The 18,850-nt window shown below is 71.7% G+C and carries 18 protein-coding genes; 15 read left to right on the top strand and 3 right to left on the bottom strand.

The window, feature by feature from the left end; genetic code table 11:
- Positions 1-5 precede the first annotated feature (5 nt).
- The 11 genes from KBY19_RS27845 (at position 6) to KBY19_RS27795 (ending at position 13,317) form a co-directional block, all read left to right on the top strand.
- Positions 6-806: a phosphodiesterase gene (locus KBY19_RS27845; protein WP_307842749.1), complete on the top strand. Its 801-nt coding sequence runs from the start codon at positions 6-8 to the stop codon at positions 804-806.
- Between the two features lie 103 nt (positions 807-909).
- Positions 910-1,056, top strand: coding sequence for a hypothetical protein (locus KBY19_RS27840; RefSeq protein WP_180289773.1), 147 nt, complete (start codon positions 910-912; stop codon positions 1,054-1,056).
- Between the two features lie 244 nt (positions 1,057-1,300).
- On the top strand, positions 1,301-2,671 hold the full coding sequence (locus KBY19_RS27835; RefSeq protein ID WP_247691489.1) for a sensor histidine kinase: 1,371 nt from the start codon (positions 1,301-1,303) through the stop codon (positions 2,669-2,671).
- Between the two features lie 22 nt (positions 2,672-2,693).
- Positions 2,694-3,395, top strand: coding sequence for a response regulator transcription factor (locus KBY19_RS27830; RefSeq protein WP_099884662.1), 702 nt, complete (start codon positions 2,694-2,696; stop codon positions 3,393-3,395).
- A 245-nt stretch (positions 3,396-3,640) separates the two neighbouring features.
- The gene (locus KBY19_RS27825; RefSeq protein WP_210966953.1) at positions 3,641-5,572 is read left to right on the top strand and encodes an acyl-CoA dehydrogenase family protein; all 1,932 of its coding nucleotides are present in this window, start codon (positions 3,641-3,643) and stop codon (positions 5,570-5,572) included.
- A gap of 146 nt (positions 5,573-5,718) precedes the next feature.
- Positions 5,719-7,023 carry a 1-deoxy-D-xylulose-5-phosphate reductoisomerase gene (dxr, locus tag KBY19_RS27820; protein WP_099884666.1) on the top strand — a complete coding sequence of 435 codons (1,305 nt, stop codon included), beginning with the start codon at positions 5,719-5,721 and terminating at the stop codon, positions 7,021-7,023.
- Positions 7,020-8,324: an RIP metalloprotease gene (locus tag KBY19_RS27815; protein ID WP_099884668.1), complete on the top strand. Its 1,305-nt coding sequence runs from the start codon at positions 7,020-7,022 to the stop codon at positions 8,322-8,324. The genes dxr and KBY19_RS27815 overlap by 4 nt, the downstream gene beginning before the upstream one ends.
- A 169-nt stretch (positions 8,325-8,493) precedes the next feature.
- On the top strand, positions 8,494-9,651 hold the full coding sequence (gene ispG / locus KBY19_RS27810) for a flavodoxin-dependent (E)-4-hydroxy-3-methylbut-2-enyl-diphosphate synthase (RefSeq protein ID WP_099884670.1): 1,158 nt from the start codon (positions 8,494-8,496) through the stop codon (positions 9,649-9,651).
- A 225-nt stretch (positions 9,652-9,876) separates the two neighbouring features.
- Positions 9,877-10,722: a GNAT family N-acetyltransferase gene (locus tag KBY19_RS27805; protein WP_210966946.1), complete on the top strand. Its 846-nt coding sequence runs from the start codon at positions 9,877-9,879 to the stop codon at positions 10,720-10,722.
- A gap of 73 nt (positions 10,723-10,795) precedes the next feature.
- Positions 10,796-11,365 carry a GNAT family N-acetyltransferase gene (locus KBY19_RS27800; protein ID WP_099884674.1) on the top strand — a complete coding sequence of 190 codons (570 nt, stop codon included), beginning with the start codon at positions 10,796-10,798 and terminating at the stop codon, positions 11,363-11,365.
- Between the two features lie 242 nt (positions 11,366-11,607).
- A complete protein-coding gene (locus tag KBY19_RS27795; RefSeq protein ID WP_099884676.1) occupies positions 11,608-13,317 on the top strand; it encodes a proline--tRNA ligase in 1,710 nt (569 codons plus the stop codon).
- Positions 13,318-13,513: 196 nt separating this feature from the next.
- Here the strand turns inward: KBY19_RS27795 and KBY19_RS27790 are convergent, their stop codons facing one another.
- The 3 genes from KBY19_RS27790 to KBY19_RS27780 form a co-directional block, all read right to left on the bottom strand.
- A complete protein-coding gene (locus KBY19_RS27790; RefSeq protein ID WP_099884678.1) occupies positions 13,514-14,467 on the bottom strand; it encodes an aminoglycoside phosphotransferase family protein in 954 nt (317 codons plus the stop codon).
- A 63-nt stretch (positions 14,468-14,530) separates the two neighbouring features.
- On the bottom strand, positions 14,531-15,010 hold the full coding sequence (locus KBY19_RS27785; protein ID WP_099884680.1) for a ferritin-like domain-containing protein: 480 nt from the start codon (positions 15,008-15,010) through the stop codon (positions 14,531-14,533).
- Positions 15,007-15,717 (bottom strand): hypothetical protein, encoded by a 711-nt coding sequence (locus KBY19_RS27780; RefSeq protein ID WP_247691488.1) that lies wholly within the window; start codon positions 15,715-15,717, stop codon positions 15,007-15,009. Before KBY19_RS27780 ends, KBY19_RS27785 begins: the two co-directional genes overlap by 4 nt.
- A gap of 323 nt (positions 15,718-16,040) precedes the next feature.
- Here KBY19_RS27780 and rimP point away from each other — a divergent pair, with 323 nt between their 5' ends.
- The 4 genes from rimP to KBY19_RS27760 form a co-directional block, all read left to right on the top strand.
- Complete coding sequence (gene rimP, locus KBY19_RS27775) at positions 16,041-16,601, top strand: ribosome maturation factor RimP (RefSeq protein ID WP_099884682.1); 561 nt, start codon at positions 16,041-16,043, stop codon at positions 16,599-16,601.
- 2 nt (positions 16,602-16,603) lie between these two features.
- Positions 16,604-17,626: a transcription termination factor NusA gene (gene nusA, locus KBY19_RS27770; RefSeq protein WP_099884684.1), complete on the top strand. Its 1,023-nt coding sequence runs from the start codon at positions 16,604-16,606 to the stop codon at positions 17,624-17,626.
- A gap of 203 nt (positions 17,627-17,829) precedes the next feature.
- On the top strand, positions 17,830-18,126 hold the full coding sequence (locus tag KBY19_RS27765) for a YlxR family protein (RefSeq protein WP_099884686.1): 297 nt from the start codon (positions 17,830-17,832) through the stop codon (positions 18,124-18,126).
- A gap of 154 nt (positions 18,127-18,280) precedes the next feature.
- On the top strand, positions 18,281-18,850 hold a 570-nt coding region (locus KBY19_RS27760), incomplete at its 3' end, for a translation initiation factor IF-2 N-terminal domain-containing protein (RefSeq protein ID WP_210966945.1).

The raw sequence follows: 18,850 nt of genomic DNA, 5'->3' as shown, positions 1-18,850 counted from the left end.
CACCAGTGACCAGGGACAATCGACTCAGCGAGGACCATTTGATGTTCGCCTTCGCGCAGTTCAGCGATATCCACCTCGGACAGGACCGGGGCGACGGTGGCGCCCGTGCCCGCGAGCGCGCCGAGCGCGTGCTCGCCTGTCTCGCCGGCCTGCCCGGCCAACTCGACGCCGTCCTGCTCACCGGGGACATCGCCGATCACGGTGAGGAGGCCGAATACACCCTGGCGGCGAAGCTCTTCGCCGACCACGGGGTGCTCCCGCTGATCTGCCCGGGCAATCACGACGCGCGCGGCCCCTACCGCTCCGTACTGCTGAACGGAGACGCGGCCGACGTCTCACCGGTCAACCAGGTGCACCAACTGCTGGGCGCGACGTTCTTGATGTGCGACTCCAGCGTGCCGGGCAAGGGGCACGGCTATCTCGACGACGCCACCCTCACCTGGCTCGACCAGGCGCTGGCCGGGGCGCCGGCGGACAAGCCGGCCTTCGTCTGCTTCCACCATCCGCCCGTTCCGCTGCACGGCCAGTACGTCGACCCGATCCGGCAGTTCGGCGAGGAGCGGCTGGCAGAGGTGGTCGGCAGGCACGGCCATGTGGCAGGGCTGCTGTGCGGGCACAGTCACACCCCGGCCGTGACCTCCTTCGCGGGGCTGCCGCTGGTGGCGGCGCCCGGTGTGGTCTCCACCCTGAAGATGCCCTGGGAGGGTGAGGAAGGCGGGCCCGTCGACTACGAGCTGCCGCCGATGATCGCTTTCCACATCCATGACGAGGGCAGGCTGACGACCCATTTCCGCGTCGTTCCTTGAGCCCGGTTACAGTGCCTGGGAACGTGATTCCGAGGTACTCGTGTGCGACTCGCGAGGTCGGAAGTCCGCGCGCGGGGCGGTAGCCCGCAGGGGAGGTGGGTCCATGCGCCTACGCGAGGAGTGGCAGCGGCGACGGATCGGCCGCACCCTGACCGTCGTCGTCGCGGTTGTCGCACTGCTGCTGTTGGTCGTCACCGTGGTGCTGATGCTCAGCGGTCACTCGGCGGCGTCGAACAGCGCCACGCCCTGAGGCTGCTTCGCGGCCACGGCTCCCCCGACCGTGACCCACCCCCGTCCCCCGGGGCGTGGCGCTCTTCCTGGTTTCCCAAGGTACGCCGCAGGCGTCCGCAGGTCGTCATCGCACGGCGGTAAGTGGAACCTGTCCTTCTGCGGTAGCCGACTGCCCATGTCGTACCACCGCGGTAGGCAGCCGGTGTCCCACACAGCGCGTCCGGTGGATGAGGGCGCCGCCGGGGGATCGCTACGCTGCGACGATGCGGAGCACGACGGCCCGGACCCGACTGCGCCACAGGGCTGAGCGCGTGCCGGCCTGGGCGTACGACAGCGCCATCGCGCTCGCCATCACGGCCGTCAGCCTGCTGCTGGGCCACGACCGGGTCCCGACGGGCTGGACGGGTCTCGACGCCACAGGGGTGGCGCTGACCTGTGCGGTGAACCTGCCGCTCGTGGCCCGCCGCCGGATCCCGTTCACGCTGTGCCTGACGGTCCTGGCCCTTTGGACGGTGTACGTAGCGCTCGACTACTGGCCCGTCGTCAACACCCTCGGCCCCCTTCTCGCGCTCTACACCGTCGCGTCCATGCGCCCACTGCGCGAGGCGGCGCTGTGCGCGCTGCTGCTCGCAGCAGTGTGGAACTTCGCGGGGACCACAGGTGTGGAGAGCTCCTGGGCCACCGTGCTCGGCCAGAGCGTGCTCTACACCAGCGTCATCTGCGGCTTCGGCTATCTGGCGCGCAAGTCCGCGCAGCGCAACGTCGAGCTGGCCCGGCTGACCGGCCAGCTGCGCCGTGAGCGGGCGGGGGCCGAGCGGCGCGCCGTGGCCGAGGAACGGGTCCGCATCGCCCGCGAGCTGCACGACGTGGTGGCGCACCACATGTCGGTGATATCCGTACAGGCGGGCCTGGCCGGCTACGTGTTCGACACCGACCCGCAGACCGCGCGCGGAGCGCTCGGCACCATAGCCGACACCTCCACCGAGGCTCTGGGCGAACTCCGCCGTCTGCTGGCCGTGTTGCGCGTGGAGGGCGGCGACCGGCCGGGGGACGGCGGTCCGCGACTCGTCCAGGGCACCGACGACCAGACGGAGTTCGGACCGGCGCCAGGCCTCGACCAGCTGCCGGAACTCGCCGAACGGGTGCGCGGCGCCGGCGTCCCCGTCCGCTTCACCGTCACCGGAGAGCCCCGCCCCCTCGCGCCCGGCGCGGGCCAGTGCGCCTACCGCGTCGTCCAGGAGGCGCTCACCAATGTGCTCAAGCACGCCTATCCGGCCCAGGCGGCCGTCACCGTCGCCTACGAGCCCCGCCAGTTGACCGTGACGGTCACCGACGACGGCCGCAGGAGCGCCGAAGAGGGCCGTAGGGGCGCCCAGGAGGGCCGCACAGGCGCCGATCGCGGTCGTACGGGCGGCGACGGCGGCCGTACCGGCAGCGGCGGCAGGAGAGGCCGCACGGACGGCGCGGGCGGTGCGGGTCGCAGGGTTCCCGCTCCGCCGGGCACCGGTGCGCCGCCTCCGGGCGGGCACGGCTTGATTGGGATGCGGGAGCGCGCCAGGATCTACGGGGGCCGGCTGCACGCCGGGCCTCGGGCGAGCGGCGGATTCGAGGTGCGGCTGATCCTTCCCGCCTGACGGCACAGAGGGGACACACACGGTGACGACCAGGGTGCTCGTCGTCGATGACCAGGTGCTCATCAGGGCGGGTGTCGCCGCTCTGCTGCGCGCCGCGCCCGACATGGAGGTGGTCGGGGAGGCGTCCGACGGTGACGAGGCCGTCCAACTCGCAGCCGAGCAGCGGCCCGACGTCATCCTGATGGACATCCGGATGCCGGGCACCAGCGGTATCACCGCCACCGAGCGCATCCTGGAGGCCGCCCCCGAGCCGCTGCCCCGCATCCTGGTGCTGACCACCTTCGACCTGGACGAGTACGTCTACGCCGCGCTGCGCGCCGGGGCGTGCGGCTTCCTGCTCAAGGACACCGGGCCACAGCGGCTGCTGGCGGCCATCGCGGCCGTCGCGGAGGGCGACACGCTGTTCTCACCGAGCGTCACCCGCCGCCTCATCGAGGCGTACGCCCCGCGGACCGACCCCGTCGGCCCACCGCCCGAGACGCTCGACGCGCTCACCGGCCGCGAACTGGACGTGCTCCGCCTGGTGGCGGGCGGGCTGTCCAACGCGGAGATCGCCGAGACACTCGTCATCAGCGAGTCGACCGTCAAGACGCACCTCAACCGCACGATGGCCAAGCTGGACATCGGCAGCCGCGCGCAGGCCGTCGTGCTCGCCTACGAGACCGGACTGGTGACCCCGGGCGGCGGCCATGCGGACGGCTCGGGGGAGGAGCGGGCGCGGTAGGTGGGGCGCTTTCGTGCGCGGCGTCTGGTACGCCGGGGATGAATCGGGTACATACGACCGAGTAGCACCCGTCGGTAGTCGCCGGTGGCTCCCCGACGCGGGCAGCACTGAAACGGGTACGAACGGCAGACAGCCGACATGAACACCAGCCGGCCGACACCAACAGCAGACAGCGACCAGTCGTCAGCAGCCACCGTCAGTCCCGCACCGCGTATCCGCCTCCACACCGTTTCGAGGTGAGCGAGATGACCGTCTCCGAGCGTGAAGCACGCGAAGTCGCCGAGGCAGCCCGAGAGAAGGACTGGCGCAAGCCGAGCTTCGCCAAAGAGCTCTTCCTCGGCCGCTTCCGTCTCGACCTCATCCACCCGCACCCGGAACCGGCGGCCGACGACGTCGCGCGCGGTGAGGACTTCCTGGCCAGGCTGCGCGAGTTCGCCGACGCCAAGATCGACGGCGCGCTGATCGAACGCGAGTCCCGTATCCCCGACGAGGTGCTCAGCGGCCTCAAGGAGCTCGGCGCGCTCGGTATGAAGGTCGGCACCGAGTACGGCGGCCTCGGGCTCACCCAGGTCTACTACAACAAGGCGCTCGCCCTGGTCAGCTCCGCCAGCCCGGCCGTCGGGGCGCTGTTGTCCGCGCACCAGTCCATCGGTGTGCCGCAGCCGGTGAAGCTGTTCGGCAGCCAGGAGCAGAAGGACGCCTTCCTGCCCCGCTGCGCCCGTACCGACATCTCCGCGTTCCTGCTGACCGAGCCCGACGTCGGCTCCGACCCGGCCCGGCTGGCGACCACCGCCGTCCCCGAGGGCGACGGGGAAGAGTACGTGCTCGACGGGGTGAAGCTGTGGACCACCAACGGGGTCGTCGCCGACCTCCTGGTCGTCATGGCCCGCGTCCCCGAGCCCGCCGCCGACGATCCGCGCCGGGCCGAGGGGCACAAGGGCGGTATCACCGCCTTCGTCGTCGAGGCCGACTGCCCGGGCATCACCGTGGAGAACCGCAACGCCTTCATGGGGCTGCGCGGCATCGAGAACGGCGTGACCCGCTTCCACCGGGTCCGGGTCCCGGCCGCCAACCGGATCGGACCCGAGGGCGCGGGTCTGAAGATCGCGCTGACCACCCTCAACACCGGTCGGCTGTCGCTGCCCGCCACCTGTGTGGGCGCCGGGAAATGGTGTCTGAAGATCGCCCGTGAGTGGTCGCAGGCGCGCGTCCAGTGGGGCAGGCCGGTCGCCGAGCACGAGGCCGTCGGCAGCAAGATCTCCTTCATCGCGGCGACGACGTTCGCCCTGGAGGCGGTGGTCGACCTGTCCTCCCAGATGGCCGACGAGCAACGCAACGACATCCGTATCGAGGCCGCGCTCGCCAAGCTCTACGGCAGCGAGATGGCGTGGAAGATCGCCGACGAGCTGGTGCAGATTCGCGGCGGCAGGGGCTTCGAGACCGCCGAGTCCCTGGCGGCACGCGGCGAACGCGGCGTTCCCGCCGAGCAGTTGCTGCGCGACCTGCGGATCAACCGCATCTTCGAGGGCTCGACCGAGATCATGCATCTGCTGATCGCCCGGGAGGCCGTGGACGCGCATCTGTCCGTCGCCGGCGACCTCATCGACCCGGACAAACCCCTCGCCGACAAGCGCAAGGCGGCCTTGGCCGCAGGCACCTTCTACGCCAGGTGGCTGCCCAAGCTGGTCGCGGGGCCTGGCCAGCTGCCGCGTACGTACGGGGAGTTCGGCACCCTGGCCGGGCATCTGCGCTACGTCGAACGCACGGCACGCAAACTGGCCCGCTCCACCTTCTACGCCATGTCCCGGTGGCAGGGCCGGATGGAGACCAAGCAGGGCTTCCTCGGCCGCATCGTGGACATCGGCGCCGAACTGTTCGCGATGAGCGCGGCCTGTGTACGCGCCGAGAAGCTGTGCCGCGACGGCGCCGACGGGCAGGCCGCCCACCAACTGGCGGACACGTTCTGCCGGCAGTCCCGTATCCGAGTCGAAGAACTGTTCGGGCGGCTGTGGAGCAACACCGACGACCTGGACCGCAAGGTCGTCCGCCAGGTCCTGGACGGCTCCTACACCTGGCTGGAGGAGGGCGTCATCGACGCGTCCACCGAGGGGCCGTGGATCGCCGACGCCACGCCGGGACCGGCCAAGAAGGAGAATGTGCACCGCCGCATCCCGTGACCGCCCGCCGACGGAGCTCCGGGCCACGCCCTCCGCTCGCGCGCGAGACGGCGTGAGCGGGGGCGGGGCGCGGGGGAGCCGCGTGCACCCGGCCTCGCACCCGGTGCGCTGTCCGGGCGGCTGTCGGGAGCGGACACAATGGGGGCATGACCGACTCCCTCGCTGACCCGCATCTGCGCTACCCCGGCACTGAGCCTTCGGAGCACTCCGGCAACGGCAGTGGCACGGCGGCAGTGTCGCAGACGGGCGCACCGCGCGACATCGTGATCCTCGGCTCGACGGGTTCGATCGGCACGCAGGCCGTCGACGTCGTACTGAAGAACCCCGGCCGTTTCCGGGTCACCGCGCTGGCCGCCTCGGGCGGCCGGGTCGAGCTGCTGGCCGAGCAGGCGCACCGGCTGGGGGTGCGCACGGTGGCCGTGGCCCGCGAGGAGACGGTGCCCGCCCTGCGCGCGGCGCTGCGCGCGGCCTACGGCACGGCCGAACCGCTGCCCGAGCTGCTGGCCGGTCCGGACGCCGCCACGGAACTGGCCGCCTCCCCGTGCCACACGGTGCTCAACGGCATCACCGGCTCCATCGGTCTGGCTCCGACCTTGGCCGCCCTGGAGGCGGGCCGGGTACTGGCGCTGGCCAACAAGGAGTCCCTCATCGTCGGTGGCCCGCTGGTCAAGGCGGTGGCCGGGCCGGGCCAGATCGTGCCCGTCGACTCGGAACACTCGGCGCTCTTCCAGGCCCTCATGGGTGGCACCCGCGCCGAGGTGCGCAAGCTGCTCGTCACCGCCTCGGGCGGCCCGTTCCGGGGGCGGAGCAGGGCCGAGCTCGCCGATGTGACGCCGCAGGAAGCGATGGCCCACCCCACCTGGGACATGGGGCCGGTGATCACCATCAACTCGGCCACCCTGGTCAACAAGGGGCTGGAGGTCATCGAGGCGCATCTGCTCTACGACATTCCGTTCGAGGACATCCAGGTGGTGGTCCATCCGCAGTCCGCCGTCCACTCGATGGTGGAGTTCACGGACGGCTCCACACTCGCCCAGTGCGGCCCCCCGGACATGCGGCTGCCGATCGCGCTCGGGCTCGGCTGGCCGGAGCGGGTGCCGGACGCCGGACCCGTCTTCTCCTGGACCGAGGCGATGTCCTGGGACTTCTTCCCGCTGGACGAGGAGGCGTTCCCGTCCGTGCCGCTGGCCTGCCGGGTGGGCGCGCTGGGCGGCACGGCGCCCGCCGTCTTCAACGCGGCGAACGAGGAGTGCGTCGAGGCGTTTCTGGCCGGGAGGCTGCCGTTCACAGGCATCGTGGATACGGTGGCGGCTGTGGTCGAAGAGCACGGCACACCGGACGGAACCGGGCTGACCCTTCCCGATGTCCTGGCCGCAGAGACCTGGGCGCGCGCCCGCGCCCGTGAACTGGCGGTACGGTCCGCCACAGCAACAGCGGAGGCCCGCGCATGACGGCGTTCATGACCATCCTCGGCATAGTCGTCTTCGTCGTCGGCCTGCTCTTCTCCATCGCCTGGCACGAGCTGGGACACTTCTCGACGGCCAAGCTGTTCGGGGTCCGGGTGCCGCAGTTCATGGTGGGTTTCGGACCCACGCTGTGGTCCAAGCGCAGGGGCGAGACGGAGTACGGCATCAAGGCCGTGCCGCTCGGCGGCTACATCCGCATGATCGGCATGTTCCCGCCCGGCGACGACGGCGCCGTCCGGCAGCGCTCCTCCTCGCCGTTCCGCGGCATGATCGAGGACGCACGTGCCGCCGCCTACGAGGAACTGCAGCCCGGCGACGAGCACCGGATGCTCTACACGCGCAAGCCGTGGAAGCGCGTCATCGTGATGTTCGCCGGGCCGTTCATGAACCTGGTGCTGGCCGTGGTCATCTTCCTGACGGTGCTGATGACCTTCGGCATCAACACCCAGACGACCACCGTCTCCACGGTCTCGGAGTGTGTGATCCCCGCCTCGGCGCAGACCGACAAGTGTCCCGAGGACGCCAAGGACTCCCCGGCCAAGGCCGCGGGCCTCAAGCCGGGTGACAAGATCGTCTCCTTCGACGGGCGGCGCGTCGAGGACTGGGGCGCCCTCCAGCAGCGCATCCGCGACACCACGGGTCCCGCCACCCTCACCGTCGAGCGGGACGGCGAGAAGCGCACGCTGCACGCCGACCTGATCAAGAACAAGGTCGCCAAGTCCGACGGCAACGGCTCCTACGTCCCCGACGAGTACGTCACCGCCGGCTTCCTCGGTTTCACCCCGGCCAGCGGCATCGTCCAGCAGTCCTTCCCGCAGGCCGTGGACCGGATGGGCGACATGATGGCCAACGGTGTCGAGGCGCTGATCGCCCTGCCGGGCAAGGTGCCCGACCTGTGGAACGCGGCCTTCGACGGTGCCGAGCGCAAACAGGACTCGCCGATGGGCGTGGTGGGCGCCGCCAGGGTGGGCGGTGAGGTCTTCTCGCTGGACATCCCGCCGAGCCAGCGGGTGGCGACGATGCTCTTCCTGGTCGCGGGCTTCAACCTGAGCCTGTTCCTGTTCAACATGCTGCCGCTGCTGCCGCTGGACGGCGGACACATCGCCGGTGCCCTGTGGGAGTCGCTGCGGCGGAATCTGGCCAAGGTCTTCCGCCGGCCGGACCCGGGCCCCTTCGACGTCGCCAAGCTGATGCCCGTCGCCTACGTGGTGGCCGGGATCTTCCTGTGCTTCACCCTTTTGGTGCTGGTGGCCGACGTGGTGAATCCGGTCAGACTCACCGGGTAGCCGGACGGCTGTTCCAGGCTGTGACGCCCGTGCGATTCCTGCACGGGCGTCACCATTTGCGGCATTTCTCGGTGAACGATGTGCTCCCTGCGAGGGCGGTGCCGTAATCTCGGGGGCCTGGAGCCCGCCGAACCCGGGACTTGAACGACACCGTTGGGGTTGCACGCTGATGACAGCGATTTCGCTCGGAATGCCGGACGTTCCGGCCAAGCTCGCCGACCGCAGGGTCAGCCGGAAGATCCAGGTGGGGACGGTCGCGGTCGGGGGAGACGCGCCCGTTTCCGTGCAGTCCATGACCACGACGCGCACCGCGGACATCGGCTCGACGCTGCAGCAGATCGCCGAGCTGACGGCGTCCGGCTGCCAGATCGTCCGTGTGGCATGTCCCACACAGGACGACGCCGACGCCCTCGCCACGATCGCCCGGAAGTCGCAGATCCCGGTGATCGCCGACATCCACTTCCAGCCGAAGTACGTCTTCCAGGCCATCGACGCCGGCTGTGCCGCCGTCCGCGTCAACCCCGGCAACATCAAGCAGTTCGACGACAAGGTCAAGGAGATCGCCACCGCGGCCTCCGCCGCCGGCACCCCCATCCGCATCGGCGTCAACGCGGGCTCGCTCGACAAGCGCCTGCTGGAGAAGTACGGCAAGGCCACCCCCGAGGCGCTGGTCGAGTCCGCGCTGTGGGAGTGCTCGCTCTTCGAGGAGCACGGCTTCCGCGACATCAAGATCTCGGTCAAGCACAACGACCCGGTCGTGATGGTCAACGCCTACCGGCTGCTCGCCCAGCGCTGCGACTACCCGCTGCACCTCGGCGTCACCGAGGCCGGCCCCGCCTTCCAGGGCACCATCAAGTCGGCCGTCGCCTTCGGCGCCCTGCTCAGCGAGGGCATCGGCGACACGATCCGGGTCTCCCTCTCGGCGCCGCCCGCCGAGGAGGTCAAGGTCGGCATCCAGATCCTGGAGTCCCTCGGGCTGCGCCAGCGCGGCCTGGAGATCGTCTCCTGCCCGTCCTGCGGCCGCGCCCAGGTGGACGTCTACAAGCTCGCCGACGAGGTCACCGCCGGTCTGGAGGGCATGGACGTCCCGCTGCGCGTCGCGGTCATGGGCTGCGTCGTCAACGGTCCCGGGGAGGCCCGCGAGGCCGATCTGGGGGTCGCCTCCGGCAACGGCAAGGGCCAGATCTTCGTCAAGGGCGAGGTCATCAAGACCGTCCCCGAGTCCAAGATCGTCGAGACGCTCATCGACGAGGCCATGAAGATCGCCGAGCAGATGGAGAAGGACGGGGTCGCCTCCGGCGAGCCGGTGGTGACGACCGCGGGCTGACACCCGGCTGCCGGATCACCACAGCGCGCCCGCACAGCACCCGCGCGACGGTGACCGCGCTGCGGCGACCGCACGGCGGCACCCGCTCGGCGGCACCGCCGCGCGGCCGGACACGGCCACGCGGCGGCGGCCTGCCGTACGCCCAGGTACAGTGCCAGACAGATCGTTCCTTACGCCCATGGGCCGCACGGCGCCCGCGGGCCGCACGGTGAGGCACCGAGACCGTTGTTGACCACCACTTCCCTCAAGGTCGTCGAACCGGCCGAGCTGCAGGACGCGCTCGCCGTTCTGCGCCGGGAGCCGGTCAACAACGCGTTCGTCGCAGCCCGCGTGCAAAGCTCCGGGCTCGACCCCTGGCGCCTCGGCGGCGAGATGTGGGGCTGGTACGAGGACGGCCGGCTGGAAGCCCTCTGCTACAGCGGAGCCAACCTCGTTCCGCTGTGCGCGGGCCCCGAGTCGGTCCGCGCGTTCGCCGAGCGGGCCCGCCGCCAGGGCCGCCGCTGCTCGTCCATCGTCGGCCCGGCCGGCCCGACCGCGGAGCTGTGGTCCTGCCTGGAGCCGCACTGGGGCCCGGCCCGTGAGGTGCGCCCCAACCAGCCGCTGCTGGTCACCGACCGGGTACCGGGCGAAGTCGCGCCCGACCCGCTGGTGCGCCGGGTCGCCAAGAGCGAGATGGACCTGGTGCTGCCCGCCTGCGTGGCGATGTTCACCGAGGAGGTCGGCATCTCCCCGCTGGCCGGTGACGGCGGGCTCGTCTACCAGGCGCGGGTCGCCGAACTGGTCAGTACCGGACGCTCCTTCGCCCGCATCGAGGACGGCCGCGTCGTCTTCAAGGCGGAGATCGGCGCCGTCACGCCCTATGCCTGCCAGATCCAGGGCGTCTGGGTGGCCCCCGAGCGGCGCGGTGAGGGGCTGTCGGAGACCGGTATGGCCGCCGTTATCGGCTACGCCCTGCGCGACGTCGCCCCGCTGGTGAGCCTCTACGTCAACGACTACAACGCACCGGCGCGCGCCGCCTATCACCGCGTCGGCTTCCGCGAGGTCGGCGCCTTCATGAGCGTGCTGTTCTGAGACCGTCGCCGGGGGACCGCCGAGCTGTGCCGCCTCTTCGCGCGGACACGGCCGAGGAAGTAGCCTCCCCGCCATGCCGCACACAGCCGGGGGACAGCTCCCGGATCCCCGGAGAGTGGTCACCGGCCCGCTCGACCTGGCAGCCCGCGTCGACGAGGCACTCGCCGTCCAGGCCGTCGCCTTCGGGCTGACCGACGAGGAGATCGGCGTACGCAGGCACATCGTGCTGCGCCATATGAACTCCCCCGGTGCGCGCGCGCTGGGCGCCACCACCGAGGAGGGCCGGCTCGTCGGCTTCGTCTACGGGATGCCGAACGACCGTTCCCAGTGGTGGTCGACGGTCGTGGAGCCCTATCTGCGCCAGCAGGGCCGCGAGGGCTGGCTGGACGACGCCTTCGTCATCACCGAGCTGCATGTGCACCCCGCCTTCCAGCGCCGCGGCATCGGACGCGAGCTGATCACCCGCCTCACCGACTCCGCCTCCGAGCCCCGCTCGCTCCTCTCCGCCCTCGACCTCGACAGCCCCGCCCGCGCCCTCTACCGCAGCCTGGGCTACCACGATCTGGCCCGCCGGGTGCAGTTCCCCAGCGCAGCGCAGCCCTATGCGGTGATGGGAGCGTGGTTGCCGTTGGCGCGGGGATGAGGTGGGTCGGCTGGGGGTACGGGGGTCGGCCCCCGGGAGGTGGGGTCCCAGCGCAGCGCAGCCCTATGCGGTGATGGGGGCGTGGTTGCCGTTGGCGCGGGGATGACTTCCGGCTGACGTGGTGACCCGTGGGGCCGACGTGGGGAGGAGATCTCGTTTCCGTGCCACCGGTCCGGGCCGATAGGCTCCGGATCGACGTGTTCCGTCACTCATCGCGAGTACAGCCCCGAGCAGGAGTCCCCATGGCAGCCCGTGTCCAGCGTTTGTCCCGGTCGATGCTGAAGACGCTGCGTGACGACCCGGCCGACGCGGAGACGCTCAGCCACAAGCTGCTGGTCCGCGCCGGGTACGTGCGTCGTACCGCCGCCGGGATCTGGACGTGGCTCCCGCTGGGCAAGCAGGTGCTGGAGAACGTCACCCGCATCGTGCGCGAGGAGATGGACGCCATCGGCGGCCAGGAGGTGCTGCTCCCGGCGCTGCTGCCCAAGGAGCCCTACGAGGTCTCCGGCCGCTACGAGGAGTACGGCGACCTGCTGTTCCGTCTCAAGGACCGCAAGGGCGGCGACTACCTCCTCGGCCCGACGCACGAGGAGATCTTCGCGCAGGTCGTCAAGGATCAGTGCACCTCCTACAAGGACCTGCCGGTCACGCTCTACCAGATCCAGACCAAGTACCGGGACGAGGCCAGGCCGCGCTCCGGCATCCTGCGCGGCCGCGAGTTCACGATGAAGGACTCCTACTCCTTCGACGTCTCCGACGAGAGCCTGGCCGAGTCCTACGCGGCGCACCGCGTCGCCTACAAGCGCATCTTCGAGCGCCTGGGCCTGGACTACCGCATCGTGTCGGCCGTCTCCGGTGCCATGGGCGGCTCCGCCTCCGAGGAGTTCCTGGCGCCCGCCGCTGCCGGCGAGGACACCTATGTGCAGTGCCCGCAGTGCGGCTACGCGGCGAACACCGAGGCCGTCTCCGTCGCCGTGTCGCCGTCCTCCGTCGAGGGGCACGACCCGGTGGAGAAGCTGGACACCCCGGACACCCCGACCATCGAGACCCTGGCCGAGCACCTGGGCGTGCCCGCCTCGGCGACGCTGAAGAACCTGCTGGTGAAGGTGGACGGCGAACTCACCGCTGTGGGTGTGCCCGGTGACCGCGAGGTGGACCTGGGCAAGCTCGGCGAGCATCTGGCACCCGCCACGGTCGAGCTGGTCACCGCCGAGGACTTCGAGGGCCGCCCGGACCTGGTCCGCGGTTATGTGGGCCCGCAGGGCGGGATGGCCGGCAAGGCGTTCCGCTACCTGGCCGACCCCCGGGTGGCGCCCGGTACCTCCTGGATCACCGGCGCCAACGAGGAGGGCAAGCACGCCCGCAACGTGGTCTGCGGCCGGGACTTCGAGGTCGACCAGTACCTCGATGTCGTCGTGGTCGAGCCGGGCGATCCCTGCCCGAGGTGCGGTGCCGGTATCGAGCTGGACCGCGCCATCGAGATCGGTCACATCTTCCAGCTGGGCCGCAAGTACGCCGACGCGTTCGAGCTGGATGTGCTCGGTCAGGACGGCAAGCCGGTCCGCGTCACCATGGGCTCCTACGGCATCGGTGTCTCCCGCGCGGTGGCGGCGCTCGCCGAGCAGCACGCCGACGAGCAGGGGCTGTGCTGGCCCCGCGAGGTGGCGCCGGCCGATGTGCACGTGGTCGCGGCGGGCAAGGCGCAGCAGACCGAGGCGGCCCTGGAGATCGCCGAGCGGCTCGGCGCGGCCGGGGTGCGGGTGTTGGTGGACGACCGTGCGAGCGTCTCCCCGGGTGTGAAGTTCACCGACGCCGAACTGATCGGCGTGCCGACCATCCTGGTCGCCGGTCGCGGCATCAAGGACGGCCGCGTCGAGTTGAAGGACCGCCGTACGGGCGAGCGCGAGGAGCTGCCCATCGACGACGCGATCACGCGGCTCACCCAGGACTGACGGCGTCACCTGAGCCTGCCTGCGCACCCGCGCACCCGCGCACCCGCGCCCCGCGCCCCGCGCTCCGCCTGCGCAGGTGCGCGGGCTGCACCAGGACGCCGATGAGCAGCTGCCCTGATCGACGGCCGAGAGTCGGCAAGCAGCCGCGAAGGACAGGGCCCCGCCCCGGCGGGGCCCTACGGCGTCGCAGCCGGCGTCACAGCCAGGCGGCGAACTCCAGCAGCATCTGCGCGTCCGCCGCGTTGCCGCCCGCGTACTGCCGGCACGCGGACTCGACCGCGCGGTAGAGCGTCCACTGGCGCACCCGTTCGCGCGGGACGTCCAGTGAGTCGGCGAGTTTGTTGACGCGGCGACGGGTGGCGGCAGCGGCGCCCGTGGACGCCATCAGGTCGTGCAGCCGGTCCCGCACCAGCCGCGCCAGGTCGTAGGCCGGCTCGCCCACCAGGGGGTCGGGTCCGACGGTCAGCCAGTGCGCCCGCTCGCCGGGCTCGGAGGCGGCCAGCACGGCGCCCTGCCGGAAGTCCCCGTGCAGCAGCACCGGGTCGCCCTCGGGAGCCTCGGCCAGCATTGCCTCCCGGGCCTCCAGTGCGGCGGCCACCAGTGGTTCGGCGTCCGGCGGCACCGAGGAGCGCATCAGTGCCGTCTCGGTGGCGGTGTGCCCGGCGACCGTCTCCAGGCCGTGGCCGGCGGGCGGCGGCACCCACAGGCGCCGTACCACCGAGACCGCCTCCAGCGTCGCCTTGGCCTCGGGGAGGGACCGCAGCGACACCTCGCAGCGCAGCCGCTCCAGCAGCAGTACGCCCTCTTCCGGCGCTGCCCGCAGCACCCGTACGGCACCCAGCCCGTGCCACGCGCTCAGCACCTCGTTCTCGCGGGCGGCGCGCACCGGCGCGGGGGCACCGTCAGGGGCGAGCAGCTTCAGCGCGGCCGGAGTGCCGTCCGCCTGCCGCACCAGTACCACCGCACTGCTGCGCCCGCCCGGGGTCACCACGCGCTCCGGCACCAGCTCCCACCGCTCCAGCCACCGCTCCAGCAGTGCGGGCAGCCCGCGCAGCCAGTCCTGTGCCGCGGTGGCCGCGGCGGCGCCCTGCTGGGCCGCCAAGGCGCGCACCAACCGCTGCGGGGGTTCGAGGGGCAGCACGGAAGCCATTCCTCCCGGGCCTTTCTTCAGCACTCTCGGAGAACGTGCGCGGCATACGCGCACGGCGGGGGGTCACAGCTTGCCGGGGGCGTCGGAGCCGTTCGGCGATCCGGAGGGGGCAGCCGGTGAGTCCCCGGCTCCCAGTTCGGTGAGGCCGGGGAAAGCCACACTGCTGCCCTTCCAGCGCACCGAGCGGACCGCGGCCTCACGCAGCGCGTCGGCGGCGGTGCGCCGTCGCGCGCCCTCGCTTGCCCGCACCAGATCCGCGTACACCCCGGCGACGCGGTCCTCCAGTTGGGCCGCGAGCCGCACGGCTGCCGCGCTGTCGGGTACGGCGAAGGGCAGCGCGTAGGCGGCGGCGGCCGGTTCCGGTTCGCCGCCGAGCGAGCGGACGGTGCGGCGCAGTGCGTCCCGGCGGGCCCGGTGCGCTTCGTAGCACTCGCGCACCTCGCTCTTGCGGTCCTCGTCGATCCGTCCGCCGACGACTCCATACCCGTAGACGGCGGCGTGCTCGGCGCGCAACGCGGCCTGGAGGGCGGTCAGTTCCTTCATCCGTCCACCGCCCCCTGGCTGCTCCGGCTGCCGCCGCCCGCCCCGTTCCCGTCGCCGGTGCCGTTCTCGCCGGTCGCCTTCTTGCCGTGCTCGTCGAGGAGGTAGCCGTGCGCCGAGCCGCAGGCGGCCACCGACGCCAGCAGCCGGGCGAGCTCGGCAGGTGCGTCGCCCAGCGCCTTCATGCGTGCGGCGGCCAGTCGCCGCTCGGCCTTGGCCAGCGCTGCGAGTGCCGCCTGCTGCGTCCTGGGCACGGACTCGGTGTCCGGGCTGGGCGGCTGTGCGGAGGGGCTGGTGCCTCCGCCCGGCTGTCCGGAGCGCGTCGGTCCGGGTGCGCGGGACGGCGACCGCGGGTCGCGCGGACTCGGCGGCTTCGACGAGGGCGCCCTGGTGCTGGACTCGCTGCCGCGCAGCACCCGCACATGGCGGGCGACCTCGTCGCGCAGGGGGCGCAGCCGTGCGGCCAGCGCCGGGTGCACCTTCGCCGTGCCGTCGTAGCGGGCCAGCAGGTGCTCGCTGTCGCGGGCGGCGCTCCCGCGCAGCCGTCGCGTCGCGCCCGCGCGCTCCCCGTCCGCGCTCGCCGTCGACTCCTCGTCCGAGCAGCCCGCGACCAGCGGCAGGGCGAAACCCGCCGAGGTGGCGCCTAGCGCGCCGGTCAGTATCGACCTGCGGCGTGGTCGTGCCGCCGCCGGCGACGGCGTGAGCGACATGTGCACTCCCTGGGTGTGGGCGAACGAACGGCCAGACGGACTGCGGCCTCGCCCGGACTTGTGACCGCAGTGGGGCGCTGGTCACGCCCCGCGAGGGTACCCGGGCTTCTTCCCCCGGCCGCCCCGGGCCACCCCTGCGCGGCCGGTCCGCACCCGGACGCCGGACAGCGCTCGGTGGCGTCGGGCGGCGGCTGCGCGGCGATACGGCCGCGCGTTCCGCGACCGGGTCGGCGCAGCCCGCCACAGACGATAGGCTTGGTCGGCGACACGCCCCTGTCACAAGGCCCCCCTACAACAGCACACGCGGCCGAGGAGTCACCCGGATGAGCACCACCCAGAGCGAGAGGCTGCGCGGACTGCTGGAACCGCTCGTCAGCAAGAGGGGGTTGGATCTCGAAGAGATCGAGGTGACCCCGGCCGGGAAACGACGCGTGCTGCGTGTCGTCGTGGACGCTGACGACGGGGTCCAGCTGGACACCTGCGCGGAGCTGAGCCGCGCCTTCTCCGAAGTGCTCGACGAGAGCGACGCGATGGGCGGCGCCCCGTACGTGCTGGAGGTCACCTCGCCGGGGGCCGACCGCCCGCTGACCGAGCTGCGGCACTATCGCCGCGCCGTCGGGCGGCTCATCAAGGCGCAGCTGACCGAGGCGGCCGGGGGCGGCGAGCTGACGGCCCGCATCACGGCAGTCGACGACGAGGGTGTCGACCTGGAGGTGCCCGGGGTCAAGGGGCGCAAGCCCACGGCCCGCAGACTCGCCTTCGACGAGATCGCCAGGGCGCGGGTCGAGATCGAGTTCAACCGCAAGGCCGCGGACAAGCCGCGGCACCTGTCCGCGGCCGGCGACGCCGAAGCCGCCGAGAACGAGAACGAGGAGGAGGCGTAGCCGTGGACATCGACATGAGTGCCCTGCGTGGGCTGGTCAGGGAGAAGGAGATCTCCCTCGACCTGCTGGTCGAGGCGATCGAGTCGGCCCTCCTCATCGCCTACCACCGCACCGAGGGCAGCAGGCGGGACGCGCGCGTCGAGCTGAACCGGAAGACCGGCCACGTCACCGTGTGGGCCAAGGAGAGCTCCGAGGAGCTCGAAGAGGGCGCCGAGCCGCGGGAGTTCGACGACACCCCCACCGGTTTCGGTCGGATCGCTGCGACAACTGCCAAGCAGGTCATCCTGCAGCGGCTGCGGGACGCCGAGGAAGAGGTCACCTTCGGCGAGTACGCGGGCCGGGAGGGCGATGTCGTGGCGGGCGTGGTCCAGCAGGGCAAGGACCCCAAGAGCGTGCTGGTGGACATCGGCAAGCTGGAGGCCATCCTGCCGCCGCAGGAGCAGGTACCGGGCGAGACCTACGCGCACGGCACCCGGCTGCGCACCTATGTGGTCCGCGTCGCCAAGGGTGTGCGCGGGCCGTCGGTGACCCTCTCGCGTACCCACCCCAACCTGGTCAAGAAGCTCTTCGAACTGGAGGTCCCGGAGATCGCGGACGGCTCGGTGGAGATCTCGGCCATCGCCCGCGAGGCCGGCCACCGCACCAAGATCGCCGTCCGGTCCACCCGCTCGGGACTCAACGCCAAGGGCGCCTGCATCGGACCCATGGGCGGCCGCGTGCGCAACGTCATGGCGGAGCTGCACGGCGAGAAGATCGACATCGTGGACTGGTCCGAGGACCCGGCCGAGCTGGTCGCGAACGCCCTGTCCCCGGCCCGGGTGAGCAAGGTGGAGATCCTCGACCTGGCGGCCCGGTCGGCGCGGGTCACCGTGCCCGACTACCAGCTGTCACTGGCCATCGGCAAGGAAGGGCAGAACGCCCGGCTCGCCGCCCGGCTCACGGGCTGGCGCATCGACATCCGCCCGGACACCGCCGAAGCGGCCGGGGACGGCCGGTCCCAGGACCGCCCCGCCGAGCAGGACTGAGCCGCAGCCGGACCCGGAGCGGAGCCGGACCCGGAGCGGTGACAGATCCGGTCCGGGAGCGGAGACGGAGTCGAAGCCGGTACCGGGTTCGGCCCGGTGGCGGTGACAGTCTGCGGCCGGATGTGCACGGCCCGGCTGCGAATGAGTAACGGCGCCCTTACCCCCCAACGGGTTTCGGGGCTTCGGGGAGGTAGACTTAAGCAGTGTCTGGCCGGACGCGTGGTCGGGTGTGCCCTCAGCGGACCTGCGTGGGCTGCCGGGAGCGCACCGACAAGGATGTTCTGCTGCGAGTGGTGCTTATCGGGGGCAGCCTGATCCCCGATCTTCGCGGTAGGCTGCCCGGTCGGGGTGCCTATGTGCACTCCGTTCCGTCCTGTCTCGAGCAGGCCGTCCGGCGCCGGGCGTTCAACCGGGCCTTCCGGGGTCCGGGTCCGTTCGACCTCGCGGATCTGCGGGAGCACGTGGAGCGGAAAGCACGGACAAGCACCGAAAGACCGTAAGCACAGCCCGTACGGAACCTCCGTGCGGGGAGAGGTACCTCGCGAGTGGGAAGTAGGTCGAGATTGCGATGAGCACTCGATGAGTACGCGATGAGTACGCCCATGCATCAGTAGCGAAGGTCCGGCGGACGATCCCCGGGCCGTAAGGAGCAAAGTGGCTAAGGTCCGGGTATACGAACTCGCCAAAGAACTTGGAGTGGAGAGCAAGGTCGTCATGGCCAAGCTCCAAGAACTCGGTGAATTCGTCCGTTCGGCGTCCTCGACGATCGAGGCGCCGGTGGTCCGCAAACTGACAGACGCGTTCGACGCGGGCTCCGGCGGTGGCGCCAAGAAGTCCGCAGCGAAGCCGGCGGCGCCCAAGAAGGAAGCCGCCAAGCCCGCCGCACCCAAGCCGGGTGCGAGCGCGCCGAAGCCGGGCGCACCGAAGCCCGGTGCCCCCAAGCCGGGTCCCGAGGCCCCGGTGACCCCTGCCCCGAGCCCCGCGCAGGGCGAGACGGGCGGTACCGAGGCCCCCAGGCCCGGCGCCCCGAAGCCCGGTGCCCCCAAGCCGGGGCCCGCGCAGCCCGCAGCGCCCGCGAAGCCGGACTTCCAGGCGCCGCCCGCCGCGCCGGGTGGCGCCAAGCCGAGCCAGGCGCCGCGGCCGGGCGGCCAGGCCCCGAAGCCGGGTCAGGCGCCCAAGCCGGGTCAGGCTCCCAAGCCGGGCGGCCAGGGTCAGGGTCAGGGC

The sequence above is a fragment of the Streptomyces sp. B15 genome, from assembly GCF_018070605.1.
GTDB classification, from domain to species: Bacteria; Actinomycetota; Actinomycetes; order Streptomycetales; family Streptomycetaceae; genus Streptomyces; species Streptomyces smyrnaeus.
Note: the sequence above shows the minus strand (reverse complement) of the source record. Positions and strands in the feature narration are given on the sequence as shown.

Excerpts from the sequence above, each read along its gene's own strand:
- KBY19_RS27840 (WP_180289773.1), top strand. The coding sequence starts at position 910 with ATGCGCCTACGCGAGGAGTGGCAGCGGCGACGGATCGGCCGCACCCTG.
- KBY19_RS27835 (WP_247691489.1), top strand. The coding sequence starts at position 1,301 with ATGCGGAGCACGACGGCCCGGACCCGACTGCGCCACAGGGCTGAGCGC.
- KBY19_RS27825 (WP_210966953.1), top strand. The coding sequence starts at position 3,641 with ATGACCGTCTCCGAGCGTGAAGCACGCGAAGTCGCCGAGGCAGCCCGA.
- dxr (WP_099884666.1), top strand. The coding sequence starts at position 5,719 with ATGACCGACTCCCTCGCTGACCCGCATCTGCGCTACCCCGGCACTGAG.
- KBY19_RS27815 (WP_099884668.1), top strand. The coding sequence starts at position 7,020 with ATGACGGCGTTCATGACCATCCTCGGCATAGTCGTCTTCGTCGTCGGC.
- ispG (WP_099884670.1), top strand. The coding sequence starts at position 8,494 with ATGACAGCGATTTCGCTCGGAATGCCGGACGTTCCGGCCAAGCTCGCC.
- KBY19_RS27800 (WP_099884674.1), top strand. The coding sequence starts at position 10,796 with ATGCCGCACACAGCCGGGGGACAGCTCCCGGATCCCCGGAGAGTGGTC.
- KBY19_RS27795 (WP_099884676.1), top strand. The coding sequence starts at position 11,608 with ATGGCAGCCCGTGTCCAGCGTTTGTCCCGGTCGATGCTGAAGACGCTG.
- KBY19_RS27790 (WP_099884678.1), bottom strand. The coding sequence starts at position 14,467 with ATGGCTTCCGTGCTGCCCCTCGAACCCCCGCAGCGGTTGGTGCGCGCC.
- KBY19_RS27785 (WP_099884680.1), bottom strand. The coding sequence starts at position 15,010 with ATGAAGGAACTGACCGCCCTCCAGGCCGCGTTGCGCGCCGAGCACGCC.
- KBY19_RS27780 (WP_247691488.1), bottom strand. The coding sequence starts at position 15,717 with ATGTCGCTCACGCCGTCGCCGGCGGCGGCACGACCACGCCGCAGGTCG.
- rimP (WP_099884682.1), top strand. The coding sequence starts at position 16,041 with ATGAGCACCACCCAGAGCGAGAGGCTGCGCGGACTGCTGGAACCGCTC.